Here is a 15,194-nt window from a genome sequence, read left to right on the forward strand (position 1 = left end):
CTCAGTCCTTCTTCTGTGCGGGTTCGGCCTGTTCCAGCTGGCTGAGCAACTGGGAGAAGCGATCCGGCACATCGTCGGAGACCAGCTCGTCATAATATTGTTTGAGTTTGCGTCCGATTTCGGAGTTCGGCCCGAGGGCGTCACCGGAGCCGTCCCGGCGCCTGCCTGCGACGCCAGCCAGAATATCTTTCGTCATGTCCTTCATTTTGCCCTTATATTCCCAGCACCCAAGCCGCTCATAACATACTCGACACAACGCAAGCGGCACCCTCTTCTGGTTGCCCATCCCGACCTCAAACGCAGTCCCTCCACATTAGTTCCGCGCAGGCCGGAACTTTTTCGCGGGACCCGCGTTGGTTTGCCGGGGCTTGCAATCAGCCTGACCTGCTATCTATGCAATCACGTCATTCTGAGGGAGACGTCTTACCATGAGTTTATCAGCCACCATCGCGCCGAATCTGCCGTTCCTGCGCCGCTTCTCGCGTGCCGTTTCCGGATCGCAGGAGAGCGGCGATGCGCTGGTCGCCGCGATGCTCGAAGCTATCATTGCCGATGTCGAGATCTTCCCCGAGGCATCCACCGATCGCATCGCGCTGTACAAGGTTTTCGCCAAGCTGTTCACTTCGGTCGCCATCCGCGTTCCGCAGGAGCACGCGCAATCGGCATGGGAACAGCGCGCCGCCGCCAATCTGAATGCGATAGCGCCGCGTCCCCGCCAGGCCTTCCTGCTCGTCGCCGTCGAAGGGTTCAGCGAGGATGAGGCGGCCGAGATCCTCGATGTCGGCGACCAGGAGTTTTCCGAACTGCTTGCCCAGGCGAGCAACGAGATTTCCCGACAGGTGGCAACCGACGTGCTGATCATCGAGGACGAACCGTTGATCGCCATGGACATAGAAGAGATGGTGGAGAGCCTCGGTCATCGCGTCGTCGGAACGGCGCGTACCCATGCCGAGGCGGTGACGATGTTCGGCAAGACGCGGCCGAAAATGGTGCTGGCCGACATCCAGCTGGCCGACGGCAGTTCAGGCATCGAGGCTGTCAACGAGATCCTGTCGTCGACATCGGTGCCGGTCATCTTCATCACCGCCTTCCCCGAGCGTCTGTTGACCGGCGAACGCCCCGAGCCAGCCTTCCTGGTCACCAAGCCGTTCAATCCCGACATGGTCAAGGCGCTGATCAGCCAGGCGCTGTTCTTCGACCGCCAGGCGAAAGCCGCCGCATAATTCCCAGCACGTCCCGACGGCACGACAAAGGGCCGCTCGATGCATAGCATCGGGCGGCCCTTTGGCATGACCGGGCCGTCATCCGAGAATTTCCCGCACGCCCTGCCTGGAACGATTTGCAAGCATCGTCTTTTTCGGCAAAGGGTGGAACAAACCGCATCTACCCACGTTTTCATCGCACCATTCGAAGGAGATGGATCATGCTTTACTGGGCGCTCGTATTTCTCGTCGTGGCTATCATAGCCGGCGCGCTTGGTTTCGGCGGCATCGCCGGCACGTCCGCCGGCATCGCGCAGATACTGTTTTTCATCTTTCTCGCTTTCCTGGTCATTTCGCTTCTTGCTGGCCTGTTCAAACGGGCGTGAGGACGAAACGATCATCCGAGCGAACACTGGAAGCCGCACCCCTCAAACGGTTTCCAGCCACCGCCGGGCGGTATCCTGCAAGGGACGCCGTCCGGCGGACCGCTTTTGCAGGCTGGTTTTCGGCAAGCCTCTTTTGGGAACCCATTTGACGGTGAGCCGTTCAGCCTGAGTTGGGTGGACAGATTGACCGATGCGTTCCAGAACCGGAGATGGGCAAGACGACGCGCCGAGCGATGAAGTCATCGCCCTGCATCCCGCCGAAAGTGGCATGCAGCTTGGCCGGGCCCTTCTCCACGCGCTGCACAATGCCGGCATTTCCGTTCTCTATCAGGACCGCGAGATGAAGACCGTATGGGCGCGCAACATGCGCGCCCCTTGGGTATCCGACAGCGCTGACGGCAATGGCATCCTGCCAGCGGCGCAGGCCGACCGCATCGGCGCGGCCAAGCGTGACGTCATCGCGTCCGGCAAGCCGCAGCGCCTCGAGATCAGCGTTCCCGTCGAAGAGGGCATCCGCTGGTTTCAGGTCTGGATCGATGCCGACCACGGCGATGGCGGCTCGGTGCAAGGTGTCGTTACCACCATGGTCGAAACGACCGAGCAGAAACGCCGCGAGCAGACGCTGACGACGCTGCTGCGCGAAGTCAGTCATCGCTCGAAGAACCTCCTGGCGATCATTCAGAGCATAGCAACCCAGACCGGACGCTATTCCGACAACATCGGCGATTTCCTGACACGCTTTCGCGGCCGGCTGCAATCGCTGGCTTCGTCCCAGGATCTCGTGACCTCGTCCAACTGGCGGGGTGCTGCACTTCGTGAACTGGTGTCGGGCCAGGTTGGCCGCTACGGCGCGGATCCGGTGCGCAGCCTGCGTTTTCAGGGAGCAAACCCATATCTCAATCCCAACGCCGCTTTGCATATCGGCCTCGCCATGCATGAACTGGCCGTCAATTCGGTGAGCTATGGCGCCCTGTCGCGGCCCGATGGATTCGTCGAGGTTACAGCCAACCTGACCGCCGCTGATGCCGGGACCTCTCTGTCCCTGACATGGGTCGAGGCGATCGGAGCCAATGACAACCAGCGCAGCCGTAAGCGCTTCGGCAGTGTCGCGCTCGAGCGGGTCGTGCCGGCATCCCTGAACGGAACCGCGACGCTTGAGATAATGCCCGGCCGCCTCGAATACCGTCTTGTCGTCCCGCACGGCAATTTCGAGACGGAATGAGCGCCCCTCGCCTTCGCCAGCCTATCCTTAACCGGCTATTCACCATAAAAGCGGATACTGTTTTTCCCAGATACCGTTGGAACCTGCCGCACCGCCGGACATTGCCGTGGCAGGACTTGCAGCATGGTGCGGGAGGAATGCCTTGACGGTTGCCGACATGAACAGACTGGAGCAGGCCGCCCGCATTTCGATGGGCGAGTTTGAGGACTCCGATGCATCCGCGCCAGCGCTGCCTCCCGCTCCGCGCGCTTCATTGCGCCTTGCCGCCCTGGGTCTGGCCGCGGTGATCGTCGCCATCGCCCTGGTCCAGCTGATCACCTGACACCGACCACGCCAGTCGTAGCCGGAATTGCCCGTCGCGGCATGATAATTCGCTGGTTGAGGGGTCGGCACAGGAACTTTGGCGAGCATGGACCGTTGCTATGGCGAGAGGGCATATCGCCATGGAACACATCGCTGCATTGTTGCTGGTCATCGGTTGCTCGAACACGATGGCTGAATGCCGTGAATTGCCGGTCCCGGTCAGTGTTTTCGCAACGGCCGACGAGTGCACCGCCGAACGTCCCTTCGCCATGGGTGATGTACAGGGCCAGGCACAGCATATCGTTGCCAAATGCCTCGCCGTCGATCCGGCGCTGGAAGACGACTATGATCAGATCGTCTGGAAGGTGCGTCCGGATGGCAGCCTCGACGCCTCGCTGGCGATTTCCAGCATCGTCATCGCGTCAAACACGCTACGCCCAGAAAAAGACTATCTTAGCCAACAATAAATTCGAGCAGCAAAGGCCGTCATTTCGTGCTAAATGGCTGCTGGAGCTTACCAAAGTGTGGACACAAAGTGAGGAGTGACTCTATGCGGAAGATGATTATTGCCATGATTGCGGTGGCTGCCCTCAGCGGCTGCACCAGCACCGAACAGGATGTGGTTGGCGGCGGCTTGATCGGCGCCGGTATCGGCGGCTTGGTCGGTGGTGGCAAGGGCGCGCTGATCGGCGCGGCCGTGGGCGCCGGATCCGGCCTGCTGGTTCGCAGGCTGCAGAACGGCTATTGCCAGTATCGCGATCATCGCGGCCGGATCTACACGGCCCGCTGCAACTAATTCGGCGATAATCGAAACGTCGATCCGGAGGCCGGAATTCCAGCCTCCGGATTTGCATGGCTGGGCACTATGGCTGTCCCGGCTCGCCGACAGGCTTTCAGCCCGTCAGCGGAATCCTGATTTCCACTCTCAGACCACTGGCCTGATAATCGCGGTTGATCGCGCCGCGCAATTCGCGCGTGACGTTGAGGTCGATCAACTTGGTGCCGAAGCCGGTCTTGGCAGGCGCTTCGAGTTTTTTCTGCCCGGTTTCCCGCCAGTTGAGAGCCAGGGTCCTGTCGGCCCCGCGTCCTTCGACCGACCAGTCGACCTTGAGGGCCCAATCCCCCTTGAGTGAGTTGGCCGAATTGCCGGCTTCGCCATATTTCAGCGCATTCGTCGCCAGTTCGTGGAAGGTCAGGCCGAGCGCCTGCGTCGTGGTTTCGTCGAGCAGCACCTCCGGCCCTGACAAAAGCCCTTCGGGCAGCTCCTTGCCGAACACCTGGCCAAGCTCGATGCGCAAGAGATCGCCGAGATCGGCCTTCTGCCAGCGCGAGCGCGTCAGCATGTCCTGAGACGCCGCCATCGCCTGCAGCCTGGCCGAGAAGGATGCAGAAAACTCGTTGACGTCGGTGGCCCGCGAAGCCGTCTGGCGCGCGATCGCCAGCACGCGGGTGATCGAATTCTTGATGCGATGCTTCATCTCCTGCAGCATCAGGTCTTTTTCGATCAGGCTCTTTTCCGTCGTCTCGTGCAAGCGCGACGCCGCTTCATAGGCCCGCTCCTGATAGCGCGCCACCAGCGCGATGGCGCCCGCCAGCAGCAGGCCGAACAACCCCAGCATCACCGGAATGGCGCGCGACGACGGCTGCGAGAAGGCGCTTGTCGGCCGGAACAGGACCGTCCATGACCGGCCCGCCACCATGATCTTGCGGGTGACCAGCAACCTTTCCCCTAGGGATGACGCCGGTGGCGTCTCCGATCGGAACAACAGATTGTCGCCGTTCACCGCGCCGTCATAGATTTCGGTGTTGACCGGCAGCAGCGGCGACCGGCTGAGCGCTATCTGGAACAGGTCGCGCGCCCGAAACGCCGCGTAGAGGAAGCCGGACGTCGAGGATCTGGATGCATTGATGACATCGGGCGCGGTTTCGACATTCAGCCGCACGAAGACGAAGAAGCCGGTGAAGGTCTGCGCGGCACCCGTGCCCTGACCCAGTTGCACCAACCCGCTGGCGTGCTGCTGGTCGTCCGACATTGCCTGTTCGATCGCCGCGCGGCGTACCGGTTCGCTGAACATGTCGTAGCCGATGCTGGCCTGGTTGGACGGGTCCAGCGGCTCGAACAGCACGATGGGGGCTCGCCAGGGCTGCGTGCTGTCCGGATAGATCGGATGGCTGACGCCCTGGTCGCGCAGCATATCGCGTTCGACGGCGGCCTCGTCGCCGGCCTTCGCCAGCCTGAGAAAGCCGATACCGCGCAAGCCGGCGAAATTGTTGTCGACATCGAGCGCGTTGAAGAACGCCTTGAACTCGTTTTGGGAAATATCGCCGTTGCGGGCATCGAACAGGGCCTGCGTCGACCGCAGCAGCGACAGATGCAGGTCGATGCGGCTCTCGATCCGGTTGAGCGCGTCGTCGGCCGTTGCTTCGAACTTGATGCGGGCGGCTTCCTGGGTCGCGAAATAGGCAAACCCCGCCATCGTCATGCTGATCAGCGCAACGGCGATGAACGCGACGATTGGAAAAAGCTTCTTCAACGGATGATGCGGTCCCTAGGCAATGTCGGACCTTTATGGGCAAGTCGCCGTGCCAACACAATGGCAAGGCCAAGCCATCCTGACGGCTGGCACATCACATGACCGACAACCCAGCAGCCGGCAGGACGATACTGCCTTGTGCCGGCAAGACCTCAGGCGGCGATCTTCAGCGCGCCCGGACCGGGGATGGCGCCAGGCGGGCATTTGCCCAGGATGATCATGCCGAGCACCTCGTCCTGCGTCACGTCAGTGGTGCGGGCGGTGCCGACGACCTGGCCATTCTTCATGACGCAGACCCGGTCGGCAAGCTCGAACACATCGTGGATGTCGTGACTGATCAGGAAGATGCCGATGCCGTCGGACTTGAGCTGCTTGACCAGTTCGCCGACCTGCGCCGTTTCCTGCGGACCAAGTGCCGCCGTCGGCTCGTCCATGATCAGGATGCGCGCATTGAACAGGATCGCGCGCGCGATCGCCACCGATTGCCGCTGGCCGCCCGACAGTTTGATCACCGGCTCCTTGAAGCGCTGGAAGCGCGGATTGAGCCGGCCCATCACCTTGCGCGCTTCGGCCTCCATCGCGACATCGTCGAGCGTGCCCCAGGCGGTCATCAGCTCGCGGCCGAGGAACAGATTGGCGGCGGCGTCGACATTGTCGGCCAGCGCCAGCGTCTGATAGATCGTCTCGACGCCGTATCTCTTGGCGTCGCGCGGGTTGGAGATCGACGCCTCCTCGCCGTTGACGAAGATCTGGCCTGCATCGCGCTTGTAGGCGCCAGAGAGGACCTTGATCAGTGTCGACTTGCCGGCGCCGTTGTGGCCGAGCAGCGCCACGACCTCACCGGGGAAAAGATCGATCGAGGCGTCGTCGACGGCGCGGATGCCGCCAAAGGCGATCGAGATGTTGCGCATGTCGATCAGCGGCGTGCCGGTGGGAGCGGTTTTGTCCATATCGCTTCTCCTTTCCTACAGTCGTTGCATGAGCATGATCTTATCCGAAAACCGGCATCCACTTTTCGGGATCATGCTCAGACGCGCTTGCGATAGACGGTGTCGAGCCAGACGGCGATGACCAGCACGGCGCCGACGACGATGCTCTGCAGCGGCGAGTCGACGCCAAGCAGCACCATGCCGGACTGCAGCGATTGCATCAGAAGCGCGCCGAGCATGGCCCCGATGATCGTTCCTGAGCCGCCGGCCAGCGACGTGCCGCCAATGACGGCGGCGGCGATGACGAGAAGCTCATCGAGCGTCCCAAGCACGTTGGTCGACGAATTCTGCCGGGCCGAGGAGATCGCGGCGGCGATCGTCGCCAGCACGCCCATGATCATGAACACCTTCATGGTGATCCAGCGCGTGTTGATGCCGGCGAGGTTGGCGGCCTCCGGATTGCCGCCGATGGCAAACACATAGCGGCCGAAACGGGTACGGTTGGTGATGAAGGTCATGATCAGGCCGACGGCGATCGCCATCAGCACCGGGATGGCGATGCCGTGGGCGATGAACAGGCCGCCTTCGGGAACGGTGATGTTGTTGGCGGCCGCGTATCTGTTCACGATGCCGATCGGCCACGGATAGGAATTGGCCAGCCACACAGCGCCCATGATGACGGCGCAGGTGACCACGCCGAGCAGCGTCTCGGCCCAGATCGGCCGCAGCGGAAAGCGAAAACGCTTGCGCTGCACGCGCCCGTTGAACAGTGCAAACACCACGGCAAGACAGGCGACGACACCGACGACCCAGCTCCATGTCGCCCCGATCGAACCCGCCGGCCCGCCACCCATCAGCTGGAAGGTGGCATCGAGCGGCGCCACGGTCTGGCCGCTGGTGACCCACCAGGCGGCACCGCGCCAGACCAGCAGGCCGCCGAGCGTGACGATGAAGGCCGGCACTTCGAGATAGGCGATGACGAACCCCTGGAAGGCCCCGATCAGCAGGCCGAGCGCCAGGCCGATGACCAGCGCCAGAACCCAGATCCACGGGTTGCCGAGTTCGAGCCCGACGAACCGCACCAGGAAATGCACTTGCGCAAAGCCCATCACCATGCCGATCAGGCCCTCGGCGGAGCCGACGGACAGGTCGATGTTGCGCATGACGATGACCAGCACCATGCCACAGGCCATGATGGCGACCGCTGACGTCTGCACCGACAGGTTCCACAGATTGCGTGGCGTCAAGAAAGTGCGGCTGTCGAAATCGAGCGGATTGACGCCGAGGCGCAGGCTGGAAATGACGTGCAGCCCGATCCAGATGATCAGCAGCGCGCCGACCATGCCGAGCATGCGGGTATCGATCTCGGTTGCCTTCAGGAACCGGGCGACCACGCCGAGCTCGGATGCGCGCGCGGTGTCAGCCTGCGGGTTGGACGTCGTGTCGGTCATGCTTTCCTCCCACCGGCTTGCCGTCTGACGCGGATGCCGAAACCCAGCCTAGAAGCTATCCGCATGATACGGAAACACAAATCTTTTTGAGAAAACGCCGCGGCTTGGAAGCAATTCCAGGAAAAGTGCACTGCGATTTTCCGTCCGGAATTGCGGAAAACAAAGAACTGGAGCGGTTCAGCGGTTCCACAGAACACTGAACCGCTCCAGGCCGCGGCGTTGATATCGAGCAAGAGTCTGCCAGCCTTTAGTTGCAGGCCGCGACACTGCCGGCGGCGACGCCCGCGCAGACTTCTTCCTTCTTGATCCAGCCGGCGTCGATGACGAGCTTGAGGTTGTCCTTGGTGATGGGAACCGGGGTCAGGAACAGCGACTTGACGGTGTTGCCGCCAGGCGTCGTGAAGTCCTTGGCGCCGGCGATGTCGCCCGTCTTCTTGCCGTCGGCGAGCTGCGAGGCGATCTCGGCGGCGTTCTTGCCGAGTTCGCGCGCATCCTTCCACACCGACACGGTCTGCGTGCCGAGCGCGATGCGGTTCAGCGCGGCGTGGTCGCCGTCCTGACCCGAGACCGGCACGGTGCCGGCAAGGCCCTGCGCCGTCAGCGCCGCGACGACGCCGCCGGCGGTGCCATCATTGGCAGCGACCACGGCGTCGACCTTGTTGTCGTTGGCGGTAAGGAACTGTTCCATGTTCTTCTGGGCGTTGGCGGGCAGCCAGCCGTCCGTATAGGCCTCGCCGACATTCTTGATCTTGCCGCTGTCGATGGCCGCCTTGAGCACTTCCATCGAGCCCGAGAACAGGAAGTCGGCATTCGGATCGGCACCCGAGCCCTTGATGAAGACGTAGTTGCCTTCCGGCTTGACCTTGAACACTTCGCGGGCCTGCATGCGGCCGACTTCCTTGTTGTCGAAGGTCAGATAGAAGACGTCCTTGTTCTCGATCAGCCGGTCATAGCCGACGACCGGAATGCCTTCGTCCAGCGCCTTCTGCACCGCCGGGCCGATGGCCGAGGCATCCTGCGCCAGGATGATCAGCGCGTTGGCGCCCTGCGAGATCAGGCTCTCGACATCGGTGAGCTGCTTGCCGGGATTGGACTGCGCGTCGGCGGAGATGTATTTGTCGCCGGCGGCCTCGATCGCCTTCTTCATGGCGGCCTCGTCGGTCTTCCAGCGCTCTTCCTGGAAGTTCGACCACGAAACGCCGACGACCTTGCCCTTCGCCTGCGCGACCGACGCGAGCGTCAGCGACATGGCGACACCCGCCAGGATGGCGGCTGTGAATCTTTTCATATTATCCTCCCTGCGCCGCGTATGGCGCGACCAAACTGGCCCGAAGGCCGGCACAGAGGCTCTATTTTTTCGAGCCTCGAAAAAACACTGATCCAACACCGGAACGCTGTCAACATCGATTCTGATGGATTCTGATGTGCTCGCGAATTTTTTTCGAGCTCCGGAATAAATAATGACAGGATGGTAGGCTTCTGCCAGAATTTGGCTGGCGCAAGTCGTCCAAAGGTGCGCAGCAGTTTTGGGACGACGACAGGCGCGCAAACAAGGGCCTGAAGTGCGTCGCGCTTCGGGTTTCGCTGACGGCCTTCGGGGGGCACGAAAGGCCGCAGCGACCGGGAGGATGTAAAAGAGCATGTCGGTCGGAATCCGCCACGACGATCTGCGCCGCCGCAACCGGGCGATGGTGATTGCGGCCGTGCGCCGGGCCGGACAACCGTCACGCACGGAAATCGCGGCGACCACCGGGCTCAGCCACTCGACCATATCGGCGATCTCCGCCGACCTGATCGGCGAAGGCATCCTGGCTGAAAGCAAGCCGAGCGAAGCCGGCTCGCTCAAACGCGGCCGGCCGCAGGTCGGCCTCAGCCTCAATCCGGAAGCGGCGGCGGTGATGACCGTGGTGCTGTCGCTGAATTTTCTTTCGGTCGCCGTTATCGACTATGCCGGCCAGGTGATCGCCGAGGAACAGCGCAGGCTGGACACGCTGACCATGTCGCGCGAGGCGCTGATCGGCGAATGCGTCGCCATCGTGCGGCGCCGCCTCGAGGACCCCGATCTCGACGTCCGCAATGTCGCCCGCATCGCGCTGGCTATCCAGGGCATTACCGATACCCATGCCCGCGCCATGCTGTGGTCGCCGATCACGCCGCACACCGATGTCGCCTTCGCCGACATACTCGAAGACGAGTTCGGTATCCCCGCCACCATGGAGAACGACTGCAACATGATGGCGGTGGCGCTGCGCTGGCGCGATCCCCAGCGCTACCGCGACGACTTCATCGCCATCCTGCTGTCGCACGGCATCGGCATGGGCCTGGTGCTGAAGGGCGAGCTGTTCACCGGCACCCATTCCTCCGGCGGCGAGTTCGGCCACATGATCCATCGGCCGAACGGCGCGCTGTGCCGCTGCGGACGGCGCGGCTGCGTCGAGGCCTATGCCGGCAACTATGCCATCTGGCGCAACGCAAAACAGATGAGCGAGGATGCAGAGCCGGTCGCCGATGTCAGCGACGCCGACATGCGGGCCTTGGCAACCTCGGCCCGCGAACGGGACGGGCCCGAGCGCGAGGCCTATCGCAAGGCGGGCGAGGCGCTCGGCTTCGGTCTCGGCAGTCTGTTCGCGCTGATCGATCCGGCGCCCGTCGCCATGGTCGGCGTCAGTGCCGCCGCCTTCGACCTGATCGAGCCGGCACTGCGTGAGGCGATTGCCCAGACCGCCGGCGGCCAGCACTCGAAATCGATTTCCTTCGACACCGAGCCGAACGAACTGCCGCTGATCCGAGAAGGCTGCGCCATGCGGGCGTTGACCTTCGTCGACCAGGAGATTTTCGCACCTGGCGCGCAGACAAAATCCGGCCTCGTCGGCAAGAACGTCGCCTGAATTTGCGCGTAGAGCGCGGACGTTGGGATGTGCTGAGATTCAGGTCAGGCCGCGCCGAGAATGGTGGATTCCGAGAACCGGAACAGAGTGGACATTTGGGTCCATGAGTACCGGAAGCGCAGGAAACCGCCATTCGCAGGCCGGCATCACCTGAATATCAGCGCATCCCTAATCTTCGCGGATCGCGTAGCCGGCCCCACGGATGGTTCGGATGACATCGGGCATGCGGCCATTGTTGACCGCCTTGCGCAGCCGGCCGACATGCACGTCCACGGTGCGCTCGTCGATATAGATCGTCTCGCCCCAGACATTGTCGAGCAGCTGGCTGCGCGAAAACACGCGGCCGGGATGGCGCATCATGAATTCGAGCAGGCGGAATTCGGTCGGTCCGAGCCGGATCTCGCTCTTCTTGCGATAGACCCGGTGCGATTCACGATCGAGCACGATGTCGCCGACCTTGAGCACGCTGGACAGCACTTCCGGCTTGGCGCGGCGCAGCAGAGCCTTGACCCTGGCCATGAACTCCGGTGTCGAGAACGGCTTGACCAGATAATCGTCGGCGCCGGTCGAGAGGCCGCGCACACGATCGCTCTCCTCGCCGCGCGCGGTCAGCATGATGATCGGCAGCCGCTCGGTCTCCGGACGCATCCTTAGCCGGCGACAGAGTTCGATGCCGGAAACCGCCGGCACCATCCAGTCGAGCACCAGAAGGTCGGGGACGTTCTCCTGCAGCCGGATCTCGGCTTCGTCGCCGCGCGTCACCACCTCGACCTGGTAGCCCTCGGACTCCAGATTGTAGCGGAGCAGCACGCCTAGCGGCTCCTCGTCCTCCACCACCATGATGCGTGGCGCGATCATCGACTGGTCACCCCTGTCGTCATGCTGCCGGCACGGACATCGCCGTCTCGTCCTGCTTCGGGCGATTGGCGGGCAGTTGCGTGCCGGTCAAAACATAATACGCATTTTCCGCGATATTGGTGACGTGATCGCCGATGCGCTCGAGGTTCTTGGCGCAGAATAAAAGATGCGTGCAGGCGGTGATGTTGCGCGGGTCTTCCATCATGTAGGTCAAGAGTTCGCGGAACACGGAGGTGTATTTGACGTCGATGCGCTCGTCGTCGGCGCGCAGTTTCGCCAGGGCTTCGGCGTCGCGCGCCGCATATTCCTCGATGACGCCCTGCACCTGGATCAGCACCAGCTGCGCCATTGCGTCGATGGAGTGCGACAGGTCGCGCGGCGTGACGCTGAGGCCGACGGTGCCGACGCGCTTGGCGATGTTCTTGGCAAGGTCGCCGATGCGTTCGAGATCACCGGCCATGCGGATCGAACCGACGACATGGCGCAGATCGTCGGCCATCGGTTGACGCTTGGCGATCAGCGTGATGGCGCGGTCGTCAAGCTCGCGCTGGCGCGCGTCCATGATGGCGTCGTCGGAGACGACGCGCTGTGCCAGTGCGTTGTCGGAATTCAGCAGCGCCTTGGTGGCACCACCGACCATCGAGCCGGCGAGATCGCCCATGTCGCTGATCAGCTTGCTGATCTGTCCGAGATCCTCGTCGAAAGAAGCGACTGTGTGTTCGCCCATGATCCTAGTCCCTCGTATGCCTGAGCTCAGCCGAAGCGGCCGGTGATGTAGTCCTGCGTGCGCTTCTCGCGGGGCGACGTGAAGATCTTCTCGGTGCGGTCGAACTCGACCAGCTCGCCCAGATACATGAAAGCGGTCTGCTTCGACACGCGCGCCGCCTGCTGCATGTTGTGGGTGACGATGACGATCGTGTAGTCGGCTTGCAACTCGTCGATCAGCTCTTCGATCTTGGCCGTCGACAGCGGATCGAGCGCCGAGGCGGGCTCGTCGAGCAGGATGACTTCCGGCTTCACCGCCACGGTGCGGGCGATGCAAAGCCTCTGCTGCTGGCCGCCCGAAAGGCTGAGGCCGCTGGCATTCAGCTTGTCCTTGACCTCGGTCCACAGTGCCGCGCGCTTCAGCGCCTGCTCGACACGGCCGTCCATCTCGGACTTGCTCAGCTTCTCATAGAGCCTGACGCCGAAAGCGATGTTTTCGTAGATCGACATCGGGAACGGCGTCGGCTTCTGGAACACCATGCCGATCTTGGTCCGCAGCAGGTTGAGATCCTGCGAGCGGTCGAGAACGTTCTGGCCGTCGAGCAGCACCTGACCCTCGGCGGTCTGCTTTGGATAGAGCTCGTAGATGCGGTTGAAGACGCGCAGCAGCGTCGATTTTCCGCAGCCCGAAGGCCCGATGAAGGCCGTGACGCTGCGCTCGGGCAAGGACAGCGTGATGTCCTTCAGCGCTTTGCTCTGGCCGTAGTAGAAGTTGAGGTTCTTCACCTCGATCTTGGCCTTGGCGGTTGCCTCGGCGGCGATCGTCATGTCTGGAGACAACATCTGGCTCATTTGTCCTCTCTGCGTCCGGTCAGGCTGCGAGCAACGATGCTGAGCGCGAGAACCGTCAATGTGATGATGAGTGCACCGGTCCAGGCCAGTTGCTGCCATTCCTCGTAAGGGCTGAGAGCGAACTGGAAGATCGTCACGGGCAGGCTGGCCATCGGCGCGTTGAGATTGCTCGACCAGAACTGGTTGTTGAGCGCCGTGAAGAGCAGCGGTGCCGTCTCGCCGGAGATACGGGCGATCGACAGCAATATGCCGGTGACGATGCCGGAAAGGGCGGCGCGGTAGGCGACCGACTTGATGACAACCCAGCGCGGCGCGCCGATCGCGGTGCCGGCTTCGCGCAACGCGTTCGGCACCAGGTTGAGCATGTCTTCGGTGGTGCGCACGACGACCGGGATGACCAGGATGGCCAGCGCGACAGAACCTGCAAGTGCCGAGAAATGCCCCATCGGCCGCACCAGCAGCTCGTAGACGAACAGGCCGATGATGATCGACGGCGCCGACAGCAGGATGTCGTTGATGAAGCGCACCACGGTGGTGAGCTTCGAAAAGCGGCCGTACTCGGCCATGTAGGTGCCGGCCAGCACGCCGATCGGCGTGCCGACGATGACGGCGATGACCGTCATCACCACGCTGCCATAGATGGCGTTGAGCAGGCCGCCGGCGTCGCCGGGCGGCGGCGTCATCTGCGTGAACACGTCAAGCGACAGGCCGGCGGTGCCCTTGTAGACCAGCGCGCCGAGGATCAGCGCCAGCCAGGCAAGTCCGATGCCCGCCGCAGTGACGCACAGCGTCATCATCACGGCGTTCTTTCTCTTGCGGCTCTGATGAAGCGATGTGGCGGTCGACATCGGTCAGGCTCCCGTGCGGGCGTCAATGCGCATCAGCATATAGCGTGCGATGGCGAGGATCAGGAAGGTGATGACGAACAGGATCAGGCCGAGCGCCACCAGCGAGGATGTGTAGAGATCGCCGACGGCTTCGGTGAATTCATTGGCGATGGTCGCGGAGATCGTCGTTGCCGGCGCGAACAGCGAGGTTGAGATGCGATGCGCGTTGCCGATGACGAAGGTCACCGCCATGGTTTCGCCGAGCGCGCGGCCGAGCCCGAGCATGACGCCGCCCATGATGCCGATCCTTGTGTAGGGAATGACCACGCGGCGGGTCACTTCCCAGGTCGTGCAGCCAATGCCGTAAGCCGATTCCTTCAGCACCGGCGGCACCGTGTCGAAGACGTCCTTGGTGATCGAGGTGATGAACGGCAGCACCATGATGGCAAGGATCAGCGACGACGTCAAAAGGCCGATGCCGTAAGGCGGCCCGGCAAACAGGCTGTTGAGGCCGGGAATGCCGTGGAACGCGCCGATGATGAAGGGCTGTACGGTCGTCTGCAGGAACGGCGCCAGCACGAACAGGCCCCAGATGCCGTAGATGATCGAGGGGATGCCGGCAAGCAGCTCCACCGCCATGCCGATCGGGCGCCGCAGCGGGCGCGGGCAAAGCTCGGTGAGAAAGATGGCGATGCCGATGCCGAGCGGCACGGCAATCAGGATGGCGATGGCGGAGGTGATGATGGTGCCATAGATCGGCGCCAATGCGCCGAATTTCTCCGTCACCGGATTCCAGCTTTCGCTGGTCAGGAAGGAGAAGCCGAAGGTCGACAGGGCTTGCCAGGAGCCGGCAAACAGCGAGATCGCAACACCGCCGAGCAGGACCAGCACCAATATGGCGGCGGCACGGGTCATCCCATGGAAGATCGAGTCGGTCAGCGCGAACCGTCTGACAGTCGCGTCGCGCGAACCTCGAATGGCTGGCAAGGCTTCCTGGACAGCGCTCATGTGAAGCTCGGCTCTTTGTGTTTGGGGAG

General features: G+C 62.8%; 17 protein-coding genes. 7 read left to right on the forward strand and 10 right to left on the reverse strand.

Features of this window, described 5'->3' with window-relative positions:
• Nucleotide 1 precedes the first annotated feature (1 nt).
• The gene (locus tag BPNPMPFG_RS19015; RefSeq protein WP_258590244.1) at nt 2-205 is read right to left on the reverse strand and encodes a NepR family anti-sigma factor; all 204 of its coding nucleotides are present in this window, start codon (nt 203-205) and stop codon (nt 2-4) included.
• A 223-nt stretch (nt 206-428) separates the two neighbouring features.
• On the opposite strand from BPNPMPFG_RS19015, the gene BPNPMPFG_RS19020 reads away from it, so the two are divergent.
• The 6 genes from BPNPMPFG_RS19020 to BPNPMPFG_RS19045 all read left to right on the forward strand — a co-directional run bounded on the left by BPNPMPFG_RS19020 (nt 429) and on the right by BPNPMPFG_RS19045 (nt 3,909).
• Nucleotides 429-1,223 (forward strand): response regulator, encoded by a 795-nt coding sequence (locus BPNPMPFG_RS19020; RefSeq protein WP_258590245.1) that lies wholly within the window; start codon nt 429-431, stop codon nt 1,221-1,223.
• A 200-nt stretch (nt 1,224-1,423) separates the two neighbouring features.
• The gene (locus BPNPMPFG_RS19025) at nt 1,424-1,588 is read left to right on the forward strand and encodes a DUF1328 domain-containing protein (RefSeq protein ID WP_027031438.1); all 165 of its coding nucleotides are present in this window, start codon (nt 1,424-1,426) and stop codon (nt 1,586-1,588) included.
• Nucleotides 1,589-1,778: 190 nt separating this feature from the next.
• Entirely contained in the window at nt 1,779-2,810 is a 1,032-nt protein-coding gene (locus tag BPNPMPFG_RS19030; protein ID WP_258590246.1) for a sensor histidine kinase, read from the forward strand.
• A gap of 142 nt (nt 2,811-2,952) precedes the next feature.
• Nucleotides 2,953-3,132 carry a hypothetical protein gene (locus BPNPMPFG_RS19035; RefSeq protein ID WP_258590247.1) on the forward strand — a complete coding sequence of 60 codons (180 nt, stop codon included), beginning with the start codon at nt 2,953-2,955 and terminating at the stop codon, nt 3,130-3,132.
• Nucleotides 3,133-3,253: 121 nt separating this feature from the next.
• The gene (locus tag BPNPMPFG_RS19040; protein ID WP_258590248.1) at nt 3,254-3,580 is read left to right on the forward strand and encodes a hypothetical protein; all 327 of its coding nucleotides are present in this window, start codon (nt 3,254-3,256) and stop codon (nt 3,578-3,580) included.
• Between the two features lie 83 nt (nt 3,581-3,663).
• The gene (locus BPNPMPFG_RS19045; RefSeq protein ID WP_258590249.1) at nt 3,664-3,909 is read left to right on the forward strand and encodes a YMGG-like glycine zipper-containing protein; all 246 of its coding nucleotides are present in this window, start codon (nt 3,664-3,666) and stop codon (nt 3,907-3,909) included.
• Nucleotides 3,910-4,006: 97 nt separating this feature from the next.
• On the opposite strand, the gene BPNPMPFG_RS19050 is transcribed toward BPNPMPFG_RS19045, so the two are convergent.
• The 4 genes from BPNPMPFG_RS19050 to xylF all read right to left on the reverse strand — a co-directional run bounded on the left by BPNPMPFG_RS19050 (nt 4,007) and on the right by xylF (nt 9,315).
• On the reverse strand, nt 4,007-5,647 hold the full coding sequence (locus BPNPMPFG_RS19050; protein ID WP_258590250.1) for a CHASE domain-containing protein: 1,641 nt from the start codon (nt 5,645-5,647) through the stop codon (nt 4,007-4,009).
• Between the two features lie 152 nt (nt 5,648-5,799).
• Complete coding sequence (locus BPNPMPFG_RS19055; protein WP_258590251.1) at nt 5,800-6,597, reverse strand: ATP-binding cassette domain-containing protein; 798 nt, start codon at nt 6,595-6,597, stop codon at nt 5,800-5,802.
• A 77-nt stretch (nt 6,598-6,674) separates the two neighbouring features.
• Nucleotides 6,675-8,027, reverse strand: coding sequence for a sugar ABC transporter permease (locus BPNPMPFG_RS19060; protein WP_258590252.1), 1,353 nt, complete (start codon nt 8,025-8,027; stop codon nt 6,675-6,677).
• Between the two features lie 247 nt (nt 8,028-8,274).
• Entirely contained in the window at nt 8,275-9,315 is a 1,041-nt protein-coding gene (gene xylF, locus BPNPMPFG_RS19065) for a D-xylose ABC transporter substrate-binding protein (protein WP_258590253.1), read from the reverse strand.
• 352 nt (nt 9,316-9,667) lie between these two features.
• On the opposite strand from xylF, the gene BPNPMPFG_RS19070 reads away from it, so the two are divergent.
• Complete coding sequence (locus tag BPNPMPFG_RS19070; RefSeq protein WP_258590254.1) at nt 9,668-10,915, forward strand: ROK family protein; 1,248 nt, start codon at nt 9,668-9,670, stop codon at nt 10,913-10,915.
• Between the two features lie 168 nt (nt 10,916-11,083).
• On the opposite strand, the gene phoB is transcribed toward BPNPMPFG_RS19070, so the two are convergent.
• Genes phoB through pstC form a run of 5 tightly spaced genes read right to left on the reverse strand, consistent with a single transcriptional unit; the run spans nt 11,084 to nt 15,165 of the window.
• Complete coding sequence (gene phoB, locus BPNPMPFG_RS19075) at nt 11,084-11,773, reverse strand: phosphate regulon transcriptional regulator PhoB (RefSeq protein ID WP_010911896.1); 690 nt, start codon at nt 11,771-11,773, stop codon at nt 11,084-11,086.
• A 19-nt stretch (nt 11,774-11,792) separates the two neighbouring features.
• The gene (phoU, locus tag BPNPMPFG_RS19080) at nt 11,793-12,500 is read right to left on the reverse strand and encodes a phosphate signaling complex protein PhoU (protein WP_258590255.1); all 708 of its coding nucleotides are present in this window, start codon (nt 12,498-12,500) and stop codon (nt 11,793-11,795) included.
• 26 nt (nt 12,501-12,526) lie between these two features.
• Nucleotides 12,527-13,330, reverse strand: a complete 804-nt coding sequence (gene pstB, locus BPNPMPFG_RS19085) for a phosphate ABC transporter ATP-binding protein PstB (RefSeq protein WP_126070813.1) — start codon at nt 13,328-13,330, stop codon at nt 12,527-12,529.
• Complete coding sequence (pstA, locus tag BPNPMPFG_RS19090; protein WP_258590256.1) at nt 13,327-14,178, reverse strand: phosphate ABC transporter permease PstA; 852 nt, start codon at nt 14,176-14,178, stop codon at nt 13,327-13,329. The genes pstB and pstA overlap by 4 nt, the downstream gene beginning before the upstream one ends.
• A gap of 3 nt (nt 14,179-14,181) precedes the next feature.
• Nucleotides 14,182-15,165 (reverse strand): phosphate ABC transporter permease subunit PstC, encoded by a 984-nt coding sequence (gene pstC / locus BPNPMPFG_RS19095; protein ID WP_258590257.1) that lies wholly within the window; start codon nt 15,163-15,165, stop codon nt 14,182-14,184.
• Between the last annotated feature and the right edge of the window lie 29 nt (nt 15,166-15,194).

The sequence above is a fragment of the Mesorhizobium sp. AR07 genome (assembly GCF_024746815.1).
Classification (GTDB): Bacteria; Pseudomonadota; Alphaproteobacteria; order Rhizobiales; family Rhizobiaceae; genus Mesorhizobium.